This window comes from Paenibacillus sp. CR_12, from assembly GCF_041953985.1.
GTDB classification, from domain to species: domain Bacteria; phylum Bacillota; class Bacilli; order Paenibacillales; family Paenibacillaceae; genus Paenibacillus_AQ; species Paenibacillus_AQ lautus_A.
Genome location: NZ_JAVFHO010000002.1, coordinates 1,107,343 through 1,126,273 on the forward strand (window position 1 = coordinate 1,107,343; position 18,931 = coordinate 1,126,273).

The window sequence follows — 18,931 nt, forward strand, 5'->3', positions numbered from 1 at the left end:
GCCGTTTTATGTTTCTGCTATGATTCCATCATAAAACAACCCGCTAGCATTCGTCAACTTACGACATGCCCTTGCAAGGAACAGCACATTAGCGCCGTCATATCCCGGACTTGACTTGATCGCTTATTACCCTATCCATTTCTGAAGGGTAAGGATGACCTCGCGGAGTTGGAGCGGCTTGTGAAGGTAGCCGTTCGCACCTTCTCCAATGAATTGATCCGAATCCCTCATCGCATTCGAGCTCATGACGATCAGTGGCAGATCGCTCCACTCCGGGTTCTCCCGTATCCGCTTCATCGTTTCGACGCCGTCCATTTCAGGCATGACCGTATCCAGCAATACCGCATCGATGGATGAATGTTTGCTTAACAGCTCCAAGCACTCGAAGCCGTTCTGGGCTGTGTGCACGGTCAACTGGAGTTTCTCCAGCGCATTGGTCAAAGCGTACACATTCCGTATATCATCATCGACGATCAATACGGTTTTGTTCTCCAACCGGCTAAGCTCCTCCTGTTCGTACTCTTCCATCCGGATATCGCTCAAGCTGTTGTCGCTTGCCGTGGCAGCCACTTCGGGCAGCATAAACAGGCTGTCGACTGCACCGCTCTCCGTGACGAGCGGCAAATATAATATAAAGGTGCTGCCGATTCCTACTTCGCTCTCCACGGTTATATACCCGCCAAGCAGTTTGGCTAAATGCAGCGATATGGATAAGCCGAGACCCGTGCCTCCGAATTTTCTGGCGGTGGTTTCTTCGCCTTGCTGGAATGCTTCGAAGATCGGCTGTAGATGCTCCGCCGCAATCCCGATGCCGGTATCCTCAACGGAAAAAGCAATGACGTCGCCGCTGATAATGAAATCCGAAGTGACAATCGAATTCATTTTCTTTACCTTCAGCTTCACGCTGCCGCTCTCCGTAAACTTAATCGCATTGGAGAGCAGGTTGCGCAGGATTTGATGAAGGCGCATCCCATCGCTGTACATCATGTCGGGCAGGTCATCCGCCATCTCGATATCAAATTCCAGATTTTTGGATTCCGCGCTTTTGGAGAAGTATCCTTCCATCAGCTCCGGCAGCTCCGTCAAGTTCACCAAGTCCATTTCGATCTGCATCTTACCTGCCTCGACCTTGGACAGATCCAGAATATCATTGATCAAATTCAACAATTCACTGCCTGAATTATGAATGACGGTAGCGTAATGCTGTTCTTCCTCCGTCAGATTCCCCTGCTTATTCTCCGCCAAAATCTGGGAGAGGATGAGCATGCTGTTCAGCGGCGTCCGCAGCTCATGGGACATATTGGCCAGGAACTGCGATTTATATTTAGAGCTCTTCTCCAGCTCCTTCGCGTATTTTTCCAATTCGCTGGCTGCGATTAAAGCCGCTTCCTTTTGGGCTCCCAACCGTTCATTCAGCAGATGCATTTCAACGGAGTGCGTTTGAAGCTCCTCGGTCTGCGCTTGCAGCTCTTCGGTCTGGCTCTGCAGTTCCTCGTTCAGCGTTTGTGATTCATGATACAGCTGTTGGATTTCCATTTTGCTTTGAATCGAATTCAAGGTCACTCCAAGCTGAAAATTCAACTGTTCGATCAGCTGAATCTCCAGCTCATCGAAGGGTTTGAACTTGGCCAATTCGATCACGCCGAGAACTTGTCCCTCGAACATCACGGGCGCCAGCAGCAGCGTCGAAGGCTCGGCATCGCCGAGTCCAGATTCGATTCGCACATAGTTGGGCGGTATATCGTCCAGTATGATCATGCGCTGCTCCAGCATGCACTGCCCCACCAAACCTTCGCCCGGCAGGAAGCGATCCCTGACCTTGTTCCAAGGCTCTCCGTCCGGGTCGGCAAAAGCAGCAGCCTTAACCAGTTCCGATCCTGACCGGGTAATAAACACCGCCCCGTACGGAAGCTTCATGATCAAAGCCAGCTTATGGATGAAAAATTGCACGGCCGTCTCCACGCGATCGGACGATTGAAGAATCGTCGACATGACCGAAACATGATCCTTGGCCCAGTTCTGCCTGCCAACCTGTGCGAGCAGTTCATTGGTTGTATCGGCCAACTGGCGGACCTCGTCATTGGAATGCACATGGATTCGCTGGGAGATATTTCCCCCGTTGACAATGTCGGAGATGACGTTGGTCACTTGGTTGATCGGCTTTACGATGCTTTTCGCAATGACCCATGCCGCACATATGGTGATCAGTGCAGCCCCGGCCCATAACAGATACATCGTGTACAATAAACGGGCATTGCTTTCCTTCATTTCTTCGATTCTGCTGGTGGTCAGTTCACGTTCCTTGCTTCGAAAGGAGAGGAACAGCTCATGAATGGAATTCATCGCTTGCTTTCCGGGATCGTTAATAAAGAAATGAAGGGCCTCTTCATCCTGTCCCAGCTGCATGAGTTGAACCGCAGGCTGTCCGGCGTTGGTAATCCACTCCTTGATATTCTCCTTAATATTTTCCAGATGATTGGCTTGCTCCGAGTTATCGCTCACAAGCTTGTACAGCTTGTTATAATTGATCTGCCAGGACGACAGCGCTTGGTTGAACGGCTCCAGGTAAGTTTCATCGCCCGTAATGACGTACCCTCTCTGGCCGGTTTCCATCTCCAGCATATTCTTCTCGATTTCATGCGTGAGATTATGTACTTCGATATCATGTTTCTCTATAAAATCCGCTTCATGCTGCAGGGAAGCGATACGGTCGGAGACAATCCAGAGAAAAGCTCCAAGACACATTAATATCAATAAATAGCCGATGACAATCTTGCTGCGGATGTTGAATTTCAGGTTGTTAGACATACGGCTAACCTCCCTTATTATCGATCAGTATAAGTCTGCTCATATTCTCATAGTAATTGTTATGAAAATGGTTTACAAGCAAAACCAGTTTTCATGACATTCAATGATTCTTTAGTCGTAGGCAGTCAGATTTATAAACGTTTGGGCATATATTGTTAGGGGACGTGCTTGTACACTTTTAATATATTCCAGCTAAAAAAAGGAGGACCGCTCATATGAGGAACGTCACAGCGTTTGCGGAGACACTGCGGTGACAAGGCATGTATATCATTCCAGGAAACAGGCTGAACGTACTGCCGGTCGAGGAGCAGCGAACGTGTCGTCCCTGGAGCTGCCCCTTCTGCAGGGCATGTTCATGTCGGAAATCCATCTCGGCCGCGGTGAGGGGCTTCCGCCTCACGGCCATCCGGATACCGATGAATTGTGTTACATCATTCAAGGAGACATCAGTTATTCCCTGGTGGATCCCGCAAGTCACCGGAATCTCGTGTTTCAAGCCGTACCCGGTCAGGTGGTACATGCCCCGATCGGTTGGTGTCACTGGATTACATCGCTATCCCCCGGGACAATCCTGCTCTTGATCTATCGAACCGGGCATCCGCACCAAATCGATTTTGCACCGTTATGGCCATATTCGCTTTACGAAGAACATGCCTATGAAGGTAACGACCCGAACAAGCAGCTTTACTCGAAGACACTCCTTACGCCCGTCCCGCTGCAAAACAGGATCGAGAGCGAGACTCCGGAGAAGCCCCTGCCGGGGCCGCCATGGCTCAAAACCGGGCACCTAAACAACAAAACCACACGCAGCCGGTGATCGGCCGCGTGTGGTTCTTGTTGCTGGGACACTTCTTATGTAATGATTTCGCTCGCATCGTATGGCATTAATCAATATAGAATCTTTGTTCTGGGCGAATCTGCTTCTTCAGAAGCCGCAAGTCGGCTTCCAGCTTCGCCACCGTCTCTTCGATCTCTTCGGGATTCAGTGCCGGACGCTCAGCTTCTGGCTTAACGCCAGCCCTCAGATCGCGAATGGTGATCTGCTGCTCCTGCCATTTATCCATCAGATCGGAGATGGTGGCATAGAACCGCTCATAATCTTGAATCACTTCGTCCAGAAAGGAATCCACTTCCTCCTGATCGTAACCCCTCAGTTTATTCGAAAAATTCTTTTCATGGATAGACAAAGCGTCCAGTTGAATGCCTAGCTGACGAAAAAGCTTTTTCTGTTTATCCAATCGGCGTTTCATGTGTTCATCCATAATGATTTACCTCCAAATATTGGTGCAGCCCTTCTTCCTAGCCTTCTCTCTATCATTGTTTATATCATATTAAGCACCGTGATTAAAACACTCCGGGGCTTTTTTGGAGAATGTTCCAAAAACGGCAGGCCGTCATTCCCATGCTTCATGTGATTGTTACCAATCCATTTCGGGTATTGAATTTACATAAGAAGTTTCTATTGTGCACATAACCCAGAAAGGAGCGACTATTCCTATGACCAGCATGACAAAACAACAATACAGTGAACTAAGACAACGGTTGCTCAGTGATAAAGAACGGTTGGAAAATCAATTGGAGTCCCGGGAAGACACCAACAAGGATCTTTCCCTGCGAGACTCCACGGGAGAGCTGAGCGCTGCCGACAACCATCCCGCTGACGTGGGCACCGAAGTTTTCGAACGCGGTCGGGATTTGGCCATTCAGGAGACGCTCGAGCGTGAATTGGAGCAGATTGATGCTGCCCTGCAGCGTATGGACCAAGGCGAATACGGAACCTGCGCCGAATGCGGACGGGAAATTCCGTATGAGCGGCTGGAAGCTTTGCCTTATACGGCCTATTGCCTCGAACATACTCCCCGAAAAGACATCAACGACAACCGTCCGGTTGAAGAGGATGTCATGACCCCGCCCCCATCAGGCGCCGGGGTCAACCGCCAAGCAGCCGACGGTAAATTTGATGACGCCGGCGCCTGGGATGCCGTGGAAGATTACGGAACCTCCACATCGCCCGGCATGTCCATTAAACCAGGACAAGACGATTATAAGAAGAATGTATGAATTGATTTGGCAAATTAGAAGGGAAAGCTGGTACCTTACGTTCGGGTACCAGCTTTTTTTGCGTAATCAAGATTCTTTATGGTTCCGAACATTGGAAGCAAAAAACTCGTATTCGTCAAATTCTTCCCCGCGCTTCTTTTTAAAAGGGGTCAGCATTTTATCCAGCTCAACAAATAACTCGCGCGCTTCATCTTCGCTCATATACAAGGTGGTATTGGTCAACATGGACGTCGCTTCGCCATCCTGGCTCATATTTTTAAAGAAACGGTCTCGATTCTGGTCGAACAGCTCGGATAATAATTTGTTCGTTTCGGATCGAATCAATTCCTTGATGACCGGCTCGTCGGAATCCGCCCCACGCTTGATCTTTACCGTACCGACAAAAGGCTCGTAATATTTAGCGATAATTCCGTTGATCTCTTTCGTCGATACGATCTTGACCAGGCCGATCCGCTCCAGCTTCTTCATATGATAATGAACCTTCGCAGGCACATCCCCGATCTTGTCCGCGACCTCCTTTACGGTTGCCGGACGATCCATCTTGTTTAATACATTCAAAATCTGGAGCCGATAGGGATCTGAATATATTTTGATCTCTTCCAGTGTAGTCAATTCCTTCGTTTCCACACCGTACACCTCAGCTTCACGTTAATTTTTCACCTTTTCATTATAGGCCGAGAATGTCGAAATTACAAAAACGGCGATGGGTTCAGATGGCACGGAAACTCTTCTTTCGAATCAGGAACAGCACGGGCACCAGCATGACGAATCCCATCAACGAGAAGAGCGCGGGAGGGGATTGATGCTCTGCCACAACTCCCGTTATCAGGCTTCCGACAGGAATTGCAGCCGTGCACAATACCGTCATCAGGGCGCCAATTCTGCCCAGCATATGCCGCGGCGTTACTTCCATCAGATACGTCGAGATCGGGGCATTCAGCATGGAGACGGCAAAACCGGCAACGAACATGCAGACCGCCGCGGACTCCACGCGCCACGCCGGGAGATGTCCTGGAATCCCTAATGCAAAATATCCGATCCCGAGCATGATCGATCCTGACATGATCAAGGTGCTCTTTTTGAAACTTTTGCCGTAGCGACCAATCCATAGCCCGCTGCAAATCATACCGATCAGAAGCGCCGTTCCCATTACGCTCAGACCTCCCGCTCCGGCACCCAATGTCTCCTTGACGTAGACCGGCTGCAGCACGTTCAACGGTGCCAAGCAGAAATTATTGATCATCGCCAGAACCGTCGTGATGAGAAGCAGCGAATGCTGCTTCACAAACAGAAGCGCCTCTTTGATGTCGCCGAGCACCGTTCTGTTCTTCTCAGGCACCGGTCCAGGGAATTCGGACTTGTCTTCGGCCTGTTCGGCCGCTTCCGGATTCGGCATGAATGCAATAATAACCGCGGCAATTAGAAACGTCACGGCATCGATCAGGATCGTTCCCGAGATTCCGATCAAGGCGATCAGGGCTCCGGCAATGGACAGACCGATTAATTCAGCGCTGCGGCTAACGGATGTGGAGAAAGAATTGCCCGCGAGCAGCTGTTCCTTGGGGAGCAGCCGGGGAACGATGGAGGTTTCGGCGGGTCTGGAGAAACATTCGAGCGTTGAATTCAGGAACGTGAAGACAAACAGATGCCAGACTTGAAGAGAACCGATCGCATACAGAAAGGCCGTCAGAGACACCACGATGCCGCGGCTGAGGTAGGTTAAGGCGAGGACTCTTTTCTTAGGCCAGCGGTCTACAAAGGTTCCCGTAAACAAACTGAAAAGCAATCCCGGCAGAAAGTTAAAAGCGAACAAGGTCCCCATTAACAGCTCTGAGCCTGTGAGCATATAAACCATCCAGCTGTAAGCGATGGAGTCCAAGGAATCCCCTAATCGGGTAATGGCTTGAGCAGATAAATAAATCAGGTACGGGCGGATTTTCAACAGTTGGCCAAAGCCTTGTTTTTCCAAAACGGCGGCATTTTGCATGTTTCTTTCTCCTCTTCGTTATGAAATGGTTTCATTAAACTTTTTTGTTCGTTAAAATTATAATTACGTTAAATATTTTTTATCGTTAAGTTTATTTTAATGATTTTGAAGAGGAATGCAATAGGCAAAAAAAATAAATCGCCTTGTTGGCGATTTAAGGTCTAGCGTTATTATTTGATAGCGCAGCTTTATTTAATTTCCACCCGCGATGAAGATCTCGCAGCTTGAATGCATGCTTCGATGGCTCTGATATTGCTGATGGCATCTTCCGGACCGTATGGCAATGGCGCGCCATCCATCACGGCAGCAGCCATGGCGTCCGCTTGCAGGGCAAAATGGTTGTAAATCCCCACTTTCTCCTCGCGGGTTCCCTTGGCCGTATGAACGAATATCTGGGCCATATCCTCCATTCTCTCCCAGCCGAAGGCGGAGGGCAGCTCGATCCTGCCGTCGGTTCCCGCAATCTCTAACGAGCATCTGGAGTAGGTCCACATGCCGCAGTCAAATGTCAGGCCCAGTCCATTGTCAAATTCCATCATGCCATGGACCATCATGTCCACACCGTCATGCTCCTCGGAGAAAAAAGCGTGGGCCGTCACGGCTTTAGGCTCCTGTCCGTATATCATTCTCGCCGCCGAGATGGGATAACATCCCACGTCGTAGATCGAACCTCCGCCCATGTCCTTGCTGTAGCGGACATTGCTTTTATCCTCCGCATTGTTGAAGGTGAACGACCCGTGTATTCCGCGAAGCTGGCCGATTTCGCCGCTTTCGATGATTTCGCGGACGCGCGCGTGCTTCGGATGGTAGCGGTACATGAAGGCTTCGGCGAACAGCACGTTGCGTGCTTTGGCCGCCTCTGCCATCTCACGGACATCCGTTTCCGTCAGGGCCGCCGGTTTCTCGCACAGGATATGCTTTCCGGCCTCAGCGGCTTTGATGGTCCAAGGTTTATGCAGGTGATTCGGCAACGGAATATACACCGCATCAATGTCGGGATCCGCCAGAAGCTCATCGTAAGAACCATAGTATGTTTTAATATGGTATCGTTCCGCGAGCTCCCTGGCTTTATCGGCATTGCGGCTTGCGATTGCCCCAACCTCACAGCGTTCCGATTTCAATATGCCGGGTATCATTGAATTTCTTGCAATTCGAGCGGTACTCATAATCCCAAAGCGCAGTTTCTTGCTCACGAGGTCATTCCTCCTTTGGCTGCATTCCGGATCGATTTTTAATAATTGTCGTTTACGGCTTTATGAAGGATCCCCAAGCATCGATCCAAATCGGTCTTAACCTGTTTTTTATAGAGTTTGGCCTTCTCGGCACCTTCGTCAGTAAAATGATAAAGTACGATTTCCTGGAAATCGACCCGCGGATCGTTTCCTTTCAACTGTTTGGTACGGTATAGAACACCCTCCTGCACCAATTCATGCAGCGCACGATAGATTTCGCTTTGCGGCGGCGAATATCCATGGCTCTTGAATTCCTGCCGAAGTTCTTCGAGCATCTGATATCCATATCCGCGCTGCTGCTCCACCATGGTAATAAGATATACCTTGATAAAAGCGCGCTGCGCGATCATAAATGCCATTCGGACGCCTCCTCCTTCACGAGCTACTTGTCCCATAATATACCTTATTATAACCCACAGTTTCCCAGTTTGCACAATAGGAAGCATCCTTCTCTTTTTAAACCAAGAAGGCGTGGATTGAAACGTTGGCAGGTGATGGTCGCATGGGAATGAGGCAGGGAGCGCATGTTTTTACTATTGTGAATTTTTCATATGTTGCAATTGTATAATGTTTAGTTTTTCAACTGTTGTTGGTTCGGTCGTTTGGTTCGTTTGGGTCTTAGGAACGATGGCGCGAGCCCACGAAAAAGCCCACCCTAAAGGGTGGGCTTCATTTTATTTTCACATGCCGGTGGTTGTCCCGGCGGATGGATGCGATTTGCCGTATGGCCGAATAGAGCGAGGGTTCCGTGCACCCGCGATGCCGACGAGCCATTTTCCGAACGGCAGCTTTGCAAGCAGGCGCGTTGCGGCGTACGCTATCGCCACGCTGATGATCCATGAAGAAAGGATCCTCACCAGAGATGGCATGCCGATCAGCAGATACTCATCGACTGCATAGCTTATCCGGAGCGTTAATAAATGCATCAGGTAAGCTCCGTACGAATAGACTCCAATGGAGGTCAGGAGCGCATTCGTCCGCGCTCCGGCATGCCGGGTAATCCAGCCGGCCGTATCGTACATGACCATGATGGAGCTAATCAGGAAAAGCGCCATCATCGGCCGCAGCAGCGACAAGGAATAGAACGTGATCGCTCCATCCTCCGCTGAACGGATTTCATTCACGGCCTGCATGAGCATCCAGCCGAACGTAAATGCAAAGACCAGCCATATGGCCGGCCGGGCCTTCCTGAGCCATTTTATCCAAGTGGCATGATATAACCCGGCTGCTGCCCCAAGCGCAAAATAGAAGAAATAATAAAGTGCATTCCGATCGGCATAGGTTGTGAACAGCTCGCTCCACACCGGTATGCTCAAACTTCCCATCCAATGTCCGATATCGTTGATAACTCCCGTTAAGCCCACGTACAGCAGCCCGGAAAGAACCAGTATCGTAAGCTGCGTCCGTATGCCGCATCGTTCCTTGATTCCCAGTATGGCGGATCTGAAGAGTGGATACAGCAAATAAAATTGGAACAGCATAATAATATACCAAAAATGCGAGCTGGCTTTTCCGGTTAACCATACTTCCCCAAGATATTTCCAGTCCCCGATCAATGCGGGATTAAACTTATGATTGATTAATAACGTGATCAGGGTCCATACCGCAAAAGGAACATAAATGTCGCCGAATCGTCTCTTGATGAACCTGCCGTAATGTAAACGGCCTTTATCATTATAAAACAGCACCATGCCGGTAATAAAAATAAAGACGGGCACAGCGAATTTCGTCGCCATCAGGAGGAAGCCCATCATCAAGCCATCGTTTGCCGTCATCCCCGGCGCTACCGAATAATGCGCGATGGAGTGCTGCAAAACCACAGCCAGGAAGGCCATTCCTCGGAGGCGCTCGATTTCCGGAATTCTTTGTTTGGACATACTGCTCCCCCTTCATGCTGGCTTCGTATAATCAACCTCATTGTAAGGGACTTCTCCCTTGACGGGCTAATCCAATTATTTACTGGGCATGACGGCTGGCTCCATACCTAGCATTCATCCGTATGATTATGTATATATTGAAAACTTCTATCGGCGTGCGTTCACGGAAGACTTACCGCGGGTAGCGACCTCATGGCTAAACGAATATCTCCAGGGCACAAATGAGGAAGTGTTGCTTTCTGACCACAAAAAAAACCGGTTCCGAATCGGAACCGGTTCACGCGCCTTTACAGCAGCGTAGTTCCTCGAGGCGGCAATGTGTCGACCCGGTCTGGATCAACCGCACCGTATCGTCCCTCGTTTCTGTAATCGTAATCGCGGAAAATATCGTAAATGCCGGTATTCTCTTGATCGGCATCAACCAGGACGAGAATCCGTCCCTGCTCGACATAGGACTCATATTCCTTCGCCTCATCTTCCGGGATGCCAAGGCCGATAAAACCTCCGACCAACCCGCCGGCTCCCGCACCGACTGCTGCGCCTGTAAGCGTCGCTGCTATCGGTCCGGCCGCAAGAATCGGGCCGATGCCGGGAATGGCGAGGGCTCCCAGTCCAGCCAGCAATCCTGCCGTGCCTCCAAGTATGCCGCCTGTTGCTGCACCCGCAGCTACTCCTTCGGGAGCCATCGTTCCCGTCTGCTCGGCTATCATGTCCGCCTCGCGTTTATCCTTCGCTATAATGGAAATGGCATCGTTCGGAATTCCGTGCCGCTGCAGCTGCTCTATAGCTTGAGCGGCCTCCTGTTCCGAACGAAATACCCCAACAACTTTCTTCTCCATGATAAACCCTCCTCATCGGTGGTCGTTCATATTTAACATTACCCGACGGGAGGGGAAATTAAACGTGGCGCTGCCTTGTTATGCCTTGGGTCTGGTCCGATTTGTTGCGATCGCCTCCAGCGGATCATCAGGCCAATAATGCTTAGGATATCTGCCCTTAAGATCCTTTTTCACCTCGTAATACCCGTTTGCCCAAAAGCTCGACAGATCGGAGGTAACCTGGACCGGTCTCTGCGCAGGCGACAACAAATGTAAGGTCAGCGCAACGCGCCCGCCGGCAATTCGCGGCGTGTCCCGCATCCCGAACATCTCCTGCAGACGAACGGCCAGAAACGGCTGTTCAGGATTGCTGTAGTTGATCGGGATCTGCGATCCGCTCGCCACCTTGATATGCGTCGGCGCTTCTTTCTGAAGCTGCTGCTTCTGCTCCCAGCTGAGCATATGCTCCAATAGCGTTCCGGGTGCCAGTCGCCTGATATCATTGCGATTCCGCAGCCCGTCCAAATAAGGAAGCAGCCACGCTTCCGCGCGATCCAGCAATCCTTCGTCCGATACATCCGGCCAATCCCCTTCGGCTTCGTGCCGGAACATAAAGGCCATCCGTTCTCTCAGCTGCACGGCCGCCTTGCTCCACTGAAATAAGCCAAGGCCCTCCTGCCTGATCCCTTGCAGCAAGGCGCGCGCTATTTCCTCCCCTGTCGGATTGGGATAGGCTTGTTCCTTGACAACGATGGCTCCCAGCATCAGCTTCTGCCTGGCCCTGATGCTGCCGGAAGCTGTATCCCATGCGACTTCTTTCTGCTGTTCCATCTCGTCAAGGTAATACTGCTCAAGCCAGGCTTCATCCATTTCGGAAGCCAGCTGGATATTCCCGTCTGCACCTTGATCATCTACGGCTGCGGCCACAATGTACCGGGCACGGCTCATAGGCTGAACCGCAGCCAGCTTCACGCCCCTGCCGCTGCGCATGAGAAACCCGCTGCTTCCCCTGTTCTTCGCGATCCGATCCGGATAGGCAAACGACAGCAGCAGGCCGCAGAGATTCAAGTCACCGTCAGCTGCATATTCGATATTCAGCTGGGCATGGAGCTTCCGAATCTCTTGTTTCATCCGCTGCAGCACGGCTTCGTTCGCCGTGTCCTGCTGGGCGGATCGCTGTCCATGCTGTTCAAACAAGAGAAGCCGTTCCACGCGCGAACGCAAATCCTGGTCCCGAAGCGCTTCGCTTCGGCTCAGTATATCGCGCTCCTGAAGCAGAACGGCGATTCGGATGGCTAGCGGGGCCTCGCCGATTTCCTGTGCCTTCAGCAGCATGTGAGCCAGCCTCGGATGAACTCCCAGCAGCGCCATCTCACGGCCGTGCCGGGTGATGCTGCCCGCATCATCCAGAGCCGATAGCTGCTTCAATAACGCTTGACCTTGCGTATAGGCCAGCCGAGGCGGCGCGTCAAGCCAAGCGAGCTGCTCCGGATCACGCGCACCCCATACGGCCAATTCCAAGGCCAGCGGCGCAAGATCGGATTCGCGGATCGCCGGAATGGTACTCTCCGGCAGATGGCGGTGCTCTTCCTCACTCCACAAGCGATAACACACGCCGGCCGAGACGCGGCCTGCCCTGCCCCTTCTCTGATCGGCGGACGCTCTGGACAGCCGCCTCGTGATCAATTGCGGCAGTCCCGTTCTCGGGGAGAATACCTCTGTTCGCATATAACCGCAGTCCACGACGGTTTTGATCCCTTGAATGGTAATGCTGCTCTCCGCGATGCTTGTGGACAGAACAATTTTACGCCTTCCGTTCACATCGCGTTTTATGGCTTCATCCTGCTTCTCCGCTGAAAGCGCGCTGTATAATTCACGAACGACGACTTCTGCGCTTAAGCCCGATCTTAATAATTCATTCGCGGTCCGCCTGATTTCACGAGCACCTGGCAAAAATACGAGTATGTCGCCTTCCTGTTCGGAGAGCGCGCGCGTTATGGCGTTAGCCGCACCTTTATGTATCTCATCCAGTGGGAACGAGCGCAGATAGCGAGTCGTTACCGGAAAAGCACGCCCTTCGCTGACGATGACCGGTGCGTCTCCAAGAAGCTTTGCAACCGGCTCCGCCTCAAGGGTAGCGGACATGACCAGCAGCCTTAAATCCTCCCGCAGCACCGCTTGGGATTCCATCGCAAAAGCCAGTCCGGCATCGGCCTGCAAATTCCGCTCATGAAATTCGTCGAATATAATCATGCCGATGCCGGTCAATTCCGGATCATCCTGCAGCATCCGCGTCAAAATGCCTTCCGTGACGACCTCGATCCGAGTGTCTCGTCCGATCTTGCTGTCCATCCGGACCCGGTACCCGATCGTTTCTCCTATCGCTTCTCCCAATGAGGACGCCATATATCCAGCCGCTGAGCGGGCCGCGATCCTTCTGGGCTCCAGCATGATGATCCGTTTGCCGGCAAGCCAAGGTTCATTCAGAAAAGCAAGCGGCACTTGCGTCGTCTTCCCTGCACCCGGTTCGGCGATCAACACGGCATGAGTTCCTGTTGATAAAGCCTTTTTCAATTGCGGTAATACTCGGTGAATCGGTAGTTCAGTCATGGATATCTCTCCGTCATCCTATCGAATATCAATATAATCCCTTAATTATATTAAACAGCCGATTTACGTCAAGTAGGCCATTGGCTGGCGAGAATCGATGCATATGCGCTACAATATGAATATCATTCCCATGGAAACATCAAGATTCAATTAGTCGGAAGGTGAAATGTATGGAGCAGCAAGCCACATTTCGCGGCCGCTTTGCCCCTACGCCATCAGGTAAGATGCATATCGGCAATGCCTTGACCGCTTTGCTTGGATGGCTGCAAATGAGGAGTATGAACGGTCAATATATACTCCGAATCGAAGATATCGATGTGCAGCGTTCCCGCCAAGAGCTCGCAGACGAGATCATGAGAGATCTGGAATGGCTCGGATTGGATTGGGATGAAGGCCCCGGCGTTGGCGGAGCCTGCGGGCCGTATCATCAGGCTGCTCGCCACGCGTTGTACGAACGGGAAATCGCCAAATTGAAGGAATCCAGTATGTTGTACCCCTGCTATTGCAGCCGGGCGGATATAACGGCAGCAGCCAGCGCACCGCATGGCATTGCATCGGAGGGATTTCGCTATCCGGGAACCTGCCGAGAGCTGACCCGGGAGGAAGCTGCCCTGAAAGAGCTTCATAAGAAACCTTCGCTGCGCATGAAGGTGCCGCACAGAATCGTTTCCTTTGTTGACGGCATTGCCGGAATGCAGCGCTACCGGCTATCCGACGGCGGAGATTTTGTCGTGAGGAGAGCCGACGATATCATTTCGTATCAGCTCGCGGTGGTGGTGGATGACGCGCTAATGGGCATAACCCATGTGCTCCGTGGAGCTGATCTTCTGGACTCCACCCCTCGTCAGCTGCTATTGTATGAAGCGCTGTCCTATCAGCCGCCGCAGTTTGCGCACACACCGCTGATGGTGGATGCGGAGGGCAAACGGCTGGCCAAGAGAACCCGCGGGCTCAGCCTCTCCTTTCTGCGCGGCCAGGGCATCGGGCCGGAACGCTTAACTGGCTGGCTGGCATGGACAGCCGGGCTCCTGGACCACCCGGAAGCAGTAACTCCTGCGGAATTGATCCCTGTTTTTGATTTATCGAAAGTTTCTTCATACCCCATAAAAATTACGGATCCTGTCAAAAACCGGCTGTTCGAGCTTTAACTTTAGCGAAAAACAATCAGCGCCAGCCCTTTCATTCTCGAGGCGAGAAGAAAGACTGGCGCTGTTATGTTATTCCTTACCGGTCAATCGTTCCCTGACCTTGGACTCATACTGCGTAAACGCGCTGTTACCGCTTAGCCCCCGCTGTTCCAGCAGCAACTGCAGCCTAAGATGCTTTTCGTTCAGCTTGCGTTTGAGCTGCTCCTGCTCGCCCTCGTTTCGGGTAGCGCCGAGCAAATCATAGAGCTGGACGCATTCCTTCCGAAGCGTGACTTCTTCAGGAACGTAACCCGCGTTTTTCATGATGCGGTAGGACATCCTCAAATCTTCCGGGATGTGCGAAAGATCGTCGATCGGGAGTTTTTTGCCGGCAAGAGGCAGGTTATCGAATTCTCCGTTGCGGATCGCTTCCTCGATCTTCTGCTCAGCCAATCTGGAAAAGATGCTCATGTAAGTCCAGTCTCCTCCTGTTCCTTCGTCCTCTCATCATAAATCAGCTCGCGGGATATTCCAAGTTCTAAATGTAGGGGATCACACGCAGGTACATCCGATCCCTTACAACATTTCGACATTACAACAGCGATTCCGCTCCATCTATGAAGATCTGCGCCCCTGTAATATGCCTCGACTGGTCGGAAGCGAGAAACGCCACCAGATCGGCGACCTCTTCCGGCGTCCCCGGTCCGTCTGCCAGCGGCTGACTTCCTTCCGGATATTCAACCGGTATCACGATTTCCTCCAAATCCCCTTGCTTCTTCGTGCTTTGGTCGATGTTGGTGGATATCGCGCCGGGACAAATCACATTGACTCTGATCTTGAATTGAGCCAGCTCCAGCGCAGCCATCTTCGCAAAAGCGACCTGTCCCGCTTTGGTAGTGCTGTAAGCGCTCATGCCAAAGTTGGAGAAGGTTCGAGTGCCATTGACGGAGCTCGTTATGATGATGCTGCCCTGTCCCCTCTTCTTGAGATGGGGAATTGCATATTTGACCGTCAGAAACGTCCCGTTCAAATTTACGTTCAGCGTCTTGGACCATTCCTCCAGCTTCATTTCATCGATCGGCGTCATGACGCCGTTGATCCCTGCATTGGCAAATACAATATCGACGCCGCCAAATATCTCCACCGTTTCAAGGACTGCCTTTTCCACCCGGTCGGGATCTGTTGTATCCACGTCGAATGCTCTGGCCGCCCCTTCGCGGATGGAGTTGATCTCCGATTCCGCTTGATGGGTCCGGTCATCCAACAGATCGAATAAGGCCACATTCGCGCCTTCCTTTGCCAGCTGAATGGCAGCCGCCTTCCCGATGCCCGATCCGGCACCGGTAATGATCGCCGTTCTCCCATGAAAACGTCCGTGTCCTTCATTCATGTCCAACACGCTCCTTTTGTCGTTATCCGTTATGCGTTCATCTGTCACAAGATTACCCAAAAGGAGTTGTTTTATAATCATGATTTCTAATTTTTTGCAAGATCCGGTTGGACTTACACGTCCGTTCGCGAAAAGATATAGGCTGAGAGCTGATATGAAGCGAAAACCACCAGGCAGGATATGCCGAGTCCATACCATAGATAATCCGTTTGCAGGCCATCCGACCACAGCGTGTTGATAGCCATCGTAATCGCGAACAACACCGCTACCAGCACCAGCTTCAGCGTTTGTCCGCCCTTGGGTCCCAGCCAATAATAGAGAGGATAGTACACGGCTATAAACAGGATCAAGGAAATGCCGGACACAATATTTTGATAAAGAACAGCGCCTTCTCCATCCCCGCCTAACCAGATATAAGCGATTTGGACCAGGAAACCCGCCAATAACCCGATCAACATAAACAAGAGGGAAGAGACATACTTGCTCAACACAATCTCCCGGCGCGGTATCGGCAAGCTCATGGAATATTTATGGAAAGGGTGCAAATCGGTATTCGATATGACGATGATCATCATCCCGGCCACCATATAACCTAGGATGCCGACGGCATTGCCAAACGAAAACAACGCCAGCCAGATCGCAAAGAGCCAAGCATATTTACGGATGACCATCCAATCCTTATGAATGAGGGGAACGATATGACTCATGAACAGCGTCTCCTTTCGAAGTGTAATACATAATATCCTCCAGGGCAGGCCGCTCGTATAACACGCTGTCTCCGAACAGCTTGTGCGCGGATTCCCGGTTTGCCGAGAGAGCCTCGAACCCGTACGGCGTTTCCTTGAGGCCGGTAAACTGCTTGCGGACATCCGCGTCCAGCAGGTCGCTGCTGCCTTTGACAATGACATATTTGTCGATAATTTCATCCTTTCCGTTACTGAAAACGATGCGTCCCCGATGAATAAAGGTGATGTAATCCGCGATTCGATCCAGATCATCCGTATTATGCGTCGAGAATAGGATCGTCCGGGTCTCATCCTGTATAAAATCGCTCAGCAATTGCAGCAGCTCTCTGCGAAATAGCGGGTCAAGACCCGCTGTCGGCTCATCCAAAATCAATATTCGCGGATCATGGGCCATGGCCATCGCAATGGAAAACTTCATTTTCATGCCTTTCGAGCAATCCTTTAGTTTCTTTCTGCCGGGAAGCTCGAACATCCGCATGAGCTGATCCATTCTGGTGCTGTTCCAGCGTTTATAAAAAGGGGACGTCATCCGGATAATTTGATTCAGCGTTAAATACTCATAAAAAATATTCTCGTCCGAAACAAAACCGATCTCTTCCTTATAACTTGCATCGTCCGAGCGAAGCCGCCGGCCATTCACGACGATCTGGCCTGAATCCGGGACAATCATCCCCATGATGGAGCGGATAAGCGTGCTCTTGCCGGCTCCGTTGGGGCCGATCAATCCGGTAATGTATCCCTTAGGGATAAGAAGGGAAATGTCGTTCAGCGCAAACGTTGGATATTTCTTGCTCAGATGGTTGATTTGCATTGCAGGTTGATCCTGATCCTGTATTCCGTCTACATGCTTCATTCGGATTCCTCCTTGTTTATTGTATGGATCATCTCGATCAATTCCTCGGCCTCTATAGGAATGCTTCGGCATTCCTCGAGAATGTCCCTGATTTTATCCTCGATCAGGCGCAGGCGCTGCTCCCGAATCATATCCTGATTGCCTCCCGATACGAAGGAGCCTCTGCCTACCATCGACTCGATCAAGCCCACGGCTTCCAGCTCGCTGTATGCCCTCTTCGTCGTAATAACGCTGATTCCCAAGTCCTTGGCTAGCTGCCGGATGGAAGGAAGCGGTTCGCCCGGCTTCATCTCTCCGCGCATGATGCTCTGCCGGATCTGTCTTTCAATTTGCAAGTAAATCGGCTCGCCGCTGGAATGGGATAGAATAATCTGAATCATCGCAATAATTTTTCACCGCCTTTTTAGTGCCTGATATTAGGATTTTGTATGTTGATGATGTGTATATAAAGTATTCATTGTATATATACAATATACACATTTAATAATGCCTCGTCAATTCCGTTTATCTTCGAATCCAAATAAAAAAAGCCGGACCTCATGGGTCCGGCTCGCGAGATAATCGGTCATTTCTGTATTACCATACGATCTCCAGAAAGGAAGCATCATCTTCCAGGCCGCCTGTATGGCGGGCATTCATTAATACTTGCACTTGCTCATCGGGAATCGGCTCCTTCATCGGGTCCAGATCCGTAAGCCCGTCGCTGTATAATTGAAGGCGATAACTGGTCTCGGGTTCCAGCTTGCACGTAAACACGTGAGGACTGCCTCCGATCGGTCCGGTGCGGGAAGACCAGCGTTCGGCCGTTCGGAAGCGGTCTCCGAATATCGAACTAATCTCGTCCTGCTGACGCCATAATCGTACCCTGGAGTCTCCCTGCCAGGCAAGCCACAGCCTGCCTTTTCGACGAAAACCCGATGACCGCTCGATGCGTCCGCATATGTACATGGCTTCGCTTCCCTTGCGCTGCTTCTCCTCCAGCACTTCACGCAGCAGCTTGGGGGTTTCGGAGCTCAGCGAATGCGTCCGAATTTCCCGATCTGCTTCAAGCGTTAGTTCCTTCAGCTTGCGCTCCAGCGATGAGGACGTGGGCTCTTCAACCGTATCCAGCCAGTTCATCAAGCCCTGACCGAGCAGGCGCGAAGCCACATCGCCTCGGTAACTCAAGCCGACGCCGTCACACAATACAAAATGGCAGACCTCTTCATCCATTTTCAATGCAATGAAATCCTGGCCCGTCTCGGAGAGCAAGACGGATTCTGCCGCTCTGCCATACGCATAGCGACATGTGAACAAATCCCTAATCTTCGTAAGCGGCTCTTCCCCGGTCTGCTTGCTTTCGTAATAAAACGACGCTGCTTGAGCCTTCCGCTTGCGAATCCCCAACGTTTCCATGCTTCTAGCGTATGATCGCTTCATGCT

At 51.3% G+C, this 18,931-nt stretch carries 18 protein-coding genes; 3 read left to right on the forward strand and 15 right to left on the reverse strand.

The genetic code is table 11. The features are described 5' to 3' along the window. Window positions 1–126: 126 nt before the first annotated feature. Window positions 127–2,808, reverse strand: coding sequence for a CHASE3 domain-containing protein (locus RB297_RS08730; protein WP_375120269.1), 2,682 nt, complete (start codon window positions 2,806–2,808; stop codon window positions 127–129). Window positions 2,809–3,058: 250 nt separating this feature from the next. On the opposite strand from RB297_RS08730, the gene RB297_RS08735 reads away from it, so the two are divergent. Beyond that, a complete protein-coding gene (locus RB297_RS08735) occupies window positions 3,059–3,625 on the forward strand; it encodes a cupin domain-containing protein (protein WP_375120270.1) in 567 nt (188 codons plus the stop codon). A gap of 67 nt (window positions 3,626–3,692) precedes the next feature. On the opposite strand, the gene RB297_RS08740 is transcribed toward RB297_RS08735, so the two are convergent. After that, window positions 3,693–4,070, reverse strand: a complete 378-nt coding sequence (locus tag RB297_RS08740) for a DivIVA domain-containing protein (RefSeq protein ID WP_009590687.1) — start codon at window positions 4,068–4,070, stop codon at window positions 3,693–3,695. Between the two features lie 235 nt (window positions 4,071–4,305). On the opposite strand from RB297_RS08740, the gene RB297_RS08745 reads away from it, so the two are divergent. Further along, window positions 4,306–4,869 carry a TraR/DksA C4-type zinc finger protein gene (locus RB297_RS08745; protein ID WP_015736229.1) on the forward strand — a complete coding sequence of 188 codons (564 nt, stop codon included), beginning with the start codon at window positions 4,306–4,308 and terminating at the stop codon, window positions 4,867–4,869. Window positions 4,870–4,935: 66 nt separating this feature from the next. Here the strand turns inward: RB297_RS08745 and RB297_RS08750 are convergent, their stop codons facing one another. The 7 genes from RB297_RS08750 to hrpB all read right to left on the reverse strand — a co-directional run bounded on the left by RB297_RS08750 (window position 4,936) and on the right by hrpB (window position 13,393). Beyond that, the gene (locus tag RB297_RS08750) at window positions 4,936–5,496 is read right to left on the reverse strand and encodes a helix-turn-helix domain-containing protein (protein WP_375120271.1); all 561 of its coding nucleotides are present in this window, start codon (window positions 5,494–5,496) and stop codon (window positions 4,936–4,938) included. Window positions 5,497–5,578: 82 nt separating this feature from the next. Then, a complete protein-coding gene (locus RB297_RS08755; protein ID WP_332293807.1) occupies window positions 5,579–6,856 on the reverse strand; it encodes an MFS transporter in 1,278 nt (425 codons plus the stop codon). Window positions 6,857–7,044: 188 nt separating this feature from the next. Further along, window positions 7,045–8,049 (reverse strand): Gfo/Idh/MocA family protein, encoded by a 1,005-nt coding sequence (locus RB297_RS08760; protein ID WP_375120272.1) that lies wholly within the window; start codon window positions 8,047–8,049, stop codon window positions 7,045–7,047. Between the two features lie 38 nt (window positions 8,050–8,087). Continuing rightward, window positions 8,088–8,447 (reverse strand): replication termination protein, encoded by a 360-nt coding sequence (locus RB297_RS08765; protein WP_009590710.1) that lies wholly within the window; start codon window positions 8,445–8,447, stop codon window positions 8,088–8,090. Window positions 8,448–8,768: 321 nt separating this feature from the next. Continuing rightward, on the reverse strand, window positions 8,769–9,965 hold the full coding sequence (locus RB297_RS08770; RefSeq protein ID WP_277746352.1) for an acyltransferase: 1,197 nt from the start codon (window positions 9,963–9,965) through the stop codon (window positions 8,769–8,771). A 287-nt stretch (window positions 9,966–10,252) separates the two neighbouring features. Beyond that, window positions 10,253–10,804, reverse strand: a complete 552-nt coding sequence (locus RB297_RS08775) for a general stress protein (RefSeq protein WP_096774448.1) — start codon at window positions 10,802–10,804, stop codon at window positions 10,253–10,255. A gap of 78 nt (window positions 10,805–10,882) precedes the next feature. Continuing rightward, window positions 10,883–13,393 (reverse strand): ATP-dependent helicase HrpB, encoded by a 2,511-nt coding sequence (hrpB, locus tag RB297_RS08780; protein ID WP_375120273.1) that lies wholly within the window; start codon window positions 13,391–13,393, stop codon window positions 10,883–10,885. Window positions 13,394–13,563: 170 nt separating this feature from the next. Between hrpB and gluQRS the strand changes: the two genes are divergently transcribed. Next, on the forward strand, window positions 13,564–14,541 hold the full coding sequence (gluQRS, locus tag RB297_RS08785; protein WP_375120274.1) for a tRNA glutamyl-Q(34) synthetase GluQRS: 978 nt from the start codon (window positions 13,564–13,566) through the stop codon (window positions 14,539–14,541). 69 nt (window positions 14,542–14,610) lie between these two features. On the opposite strand, the gene RB297_RS08790 is transcribed toward gluQRS, so the two are convergent. The 6 genes from RB297_RS08790 to RB297_RS08815 form a co-directional block, all read right to left on the reverse strand. Continuing rightward, the gene (locus tag RB297_RS08790; protein WP_009590658.1) at window positions 14,611–14,991 is read right to left on the reverse strand and encodes a DnaJ family domain-containing protein; all 381 of its coding nucleotides are present in this window, start codon (window positions 14,989–14,991) and stop codon (window positions 14,611–14,613) included. A gap of 121 nt (window positions 14,992–15,112) precedes the next feature. After that, entirely contained in the window at window positions 15,113–15,910 is a 798-nt protein-coding gene (locus RB297_RS08795; RefSeq protein WP_213579157.1) for an SDR family oxidoreductase, read from the reverse strand. 113 nt (window positions 15,911–16,023) lie between these two features. Continuing rightward, window positions 16,024–16,617 (reverse strand): ABC-2 transporter permease, encoded by a 594-nt coding sequence (locus RB297_RS08800; RefSeq protein WP_192571322.1) that lies wholly within the window; start codon window positions 16,615–16,617, stop codon window positions 16,024–16,026. Beyond that, window positions 16,589–17,509, reverse strand: a complete 921-nt coding sequence (locus RB297_RS08805; protein WP_375120275.1) for an ABC transporter ATP-binding protein — start codon at window positions 17,507–17,509, stop codon at window positions 16,589–16,591. Before RB297_RS08805 ends, RB297_RS08800 begins: the two co-directional genes overlap by 29 nt. Next, on the reverse strand, window positions 17,506–17,889 hold the full coding sequence (locus RB297_RS08810) for a GntR family transcriptional regulator (RefSeq protein ID WP_009590704.1): 384 nt from the start codon (window positions 17,887–17,889) through the stop codon (window positions 17,506–17,508). The genes RB297_RS08805 and RB297_RS08810 overlap by 4 nt, the downstream gene beginning before the upstream one ends. Before the next feature lie 196 nt (window positions 17,890–18,085). Then, window positions 18,086–18,928, reverse strand: a complete 843-nt coding sequence (locus RB297_RS08815; protein WP_375120276.1) for a hypothetical protein — start codon at window positions 18,926–18,928, stop codon at window positions 18,086–18,088. Between the last annotated feature and the right edge of the window lie 3 nt (window positions 18,929–18,931).